General features: G+C 42.8%; 2 protein-coding genes and 1 pseudogene. 1 reads left to right on the forward strand and 2 read right to left on the reverse strand.

Annotation, left to right across the window (positions count from 1 at the left end; genetic code table 11):
- On the reverse strand, nt 1–314 hold a 314-nt coding region (locus tag CWO08_RS23735; protein ID WP_181360065.1), incomplete at its 3' end, for a TauD/TfdA family dioxygenase.
- Between the two features lie 215 nt (nt 315–529).
- Between CWO08_RS23735 and CWO08_RS23740 the strand changes: the two genes are divergently transcribed.
- A protein-coding gene (locus CWO08_RS23740) for an IS3 family transposase (RefSeq protein ID WP_108021222.1) occupies nt 530–1,734 on the forward strand; the annotation gives its coding sequence in 2 pieces (ribosomal slippage) (nt 530–917 and nt 917–1,734; 1,206 coding nt in all).
- A gap of 57 nt (nt 1,735–1,791) precedes the next feature.
- Here CWO08_RS23740 and CWO08_RS23745 read toward each other — a convergent pair.
- Nucleotides 1,792–2,271, reverse strand: a pseudogene (locus tag CWO08_RS23745) (two pore domain potassium channel family protein); the annotation flags it as partial.

Consider the following 2,271-nt stretch of genomic DNA (forward strand, 5'->3'; position numbering starts at 1 on the left):
CGTAGCTCCCGCCAGGTTAAGTCGGTATGCCAATAACTCTCCATTGGCGCATTACCTCGAGTAGTTTCTATCACACTGACTTGCGGGACTTGTTCTACACGCGGAAAGAAGGGATGAGCGGGTTCGAGCTCTCCGAAACGCTTGGCAAGCGCTAAGTGTTGTTCAGGCGAGAGGCTTTGTTCATCCAAGAAAATGACTTGATAAGTAATAAGCGCCTTGTACACATCATCAAGTTCATACTCACTGCAATCCGAAAGATTTAATCCATGAATACGAGCGCCAATGTGAGGGGTAATAGGTTCAATTTTCAACATACTTTCGCTTATCGGTTAAGAGATATTAATAGGGAGTCATTTAGCTACTCGTTATTAAACCGGACAAAACCGATTTTTCTTTCCTTACCATGCAAAATAAAACCGGTTTATTCGAAAAACAAAAGAAAAGAGCCCCTACACTGGAGCTCTTTTTGTTTGTTGTGTACCGTCCTAAATATGGTTGACACATTTCCAACATGGAATTGGAGAGTGTCATGAAAACAACAAGTAGACGTACTCAACGAGATTATTCTCTTGCCTTTAAATTGGCAGTCGTAAGCCAAGTTGAAAAAGGCGAAATGACTTATAAGCAAGCTCAAGAACGTTATGGGATCCAAGGTCGCTCTACCGTTTTAGTTTGGCTTCGCAAACATGGTCAACTAGATTGGTCTAAAGGAACAGAACAATCGAGAGCATTAGGAGCGACTATGTCAAACTCTTCCTCAACTCAAACCCCAGAGCAACGAATCAAAGAACTCGAGCAGCAATTAGAAGAGACTCAGCTCAAAGCTGAGTTCTTTGAAGCGGTTGTAAAAGTCATGGATCGAGATTTCGGTGTCCGAATCTCAAAGAAGCGCAAGGCCGAGTTATTAAGGAAAAAACGGTCAGAAAGTTGACCGTCACTAAAGCTTGTCACTTCATAGGTATTACACGACAAGCTTTCTACAAGCGCTGTGTTGCAGAAATTCATCAGACAAAGAAAGATGAATTAGTACTCGGTTTTGTGAAGAAGCAAAGGATGATGCACCCTCGTATAGGGACCCGTAAGATCAAGTATTTACTTGCTCAGAACGACATTGAAATCGGTCGAGACCGCTTATTCTCTCTGCTGAGAATGCATCGATTATTAGTGCAGAATCGAAGGGCTTATCATCGAACCACAAACAGTAATCATCGCTTTTACTGCCATCCAAATCGAATCAAAGAAGGCTTAATACCGGAAAGACCTGAGCAATTATGGGTTGCCGATATTACTTATCTAGCGACGCGGTGTGGTAGTACTTACCTCAGTTTAGTGACGGACGCTTACTCAAGAAAAATCGTGGGCTATCACATAGGTGATGATATGAAAGCTCGCACTGTCAAGCAGGCCTTTTTAAACGCGTTGAAAGAGCGGAAGAATGCAGGTGATCTTGTACATCACTCAGATCGAGGTGTTCAATACTGCTCTGTGGAATACCAAGAGTTGCATCGACAGTATGATGTATCTTGCTCAATGACTGATGGTTATGACTGTTATCAGAATGCGTTGGCAGAGAGGATCAACGGAATACTGAAGATGGAGTATCTGTTGAATAAACCGAATGATTTAGATGAAGCAAAGAAAATGGTCGCCGAATCAGTAAAAATCTATAATGAATATAGGCCTCACACAGCTCTAAAATACAAAACGCCCGATGAAATACATCGAGCGTTTTAGTCAATCAAGTGTCAACCCATATCAGGACGGGTCATAGACGAAATGAAAATAGAAGCTTTAGAAGCCTTTCCAATCGAAATCATCAATTCGCTCATCAGCAATATAGAACAGCTTAGTACCACTGCTGACAACTTGGTCTAGTTCTGGGTTCAGTTCAATACCACTTCCCGTATCAATCGCGATCAGCGTTGCTTGATACTTCTCTTTAAACACAGAGAAAATAGGCGCAACGGTGACAGGCTCGGCGTCTTCAGGGAAATACGTTGAATACTGTGTCATGCCTCTTGTTGAGCTCAATAACTCTTGATGAAGCGCACTTGATCCTGGGTCTACCGCAGCCTTTGCTAGCATCTCTGCACCCACCGCTGGAATACATTCTGAGTTAGGGCAATGCTTATGCAATAAATCGCTTAGCGCTTCGTCTTTAAAGTAAACAAGAAGGTGTGCCTTAGGGTTTCGGTTGGCACAGTAAAGCGCCGCAGATAGCGTAATGTCGTCTTCTGGGTTATCAATCAAGATGCAACTTGCAGACTCAAT

The organism is Vibrio sp. 10N.286.48.B8, assembly GCF_003050085.1.
Classification (GTDB): Bacteria; Pseudomonadota; Gammaproteobacteria; order Enterobacterales; family Vibrionaceae; genus Vibrio; species Vibrio crassostreae.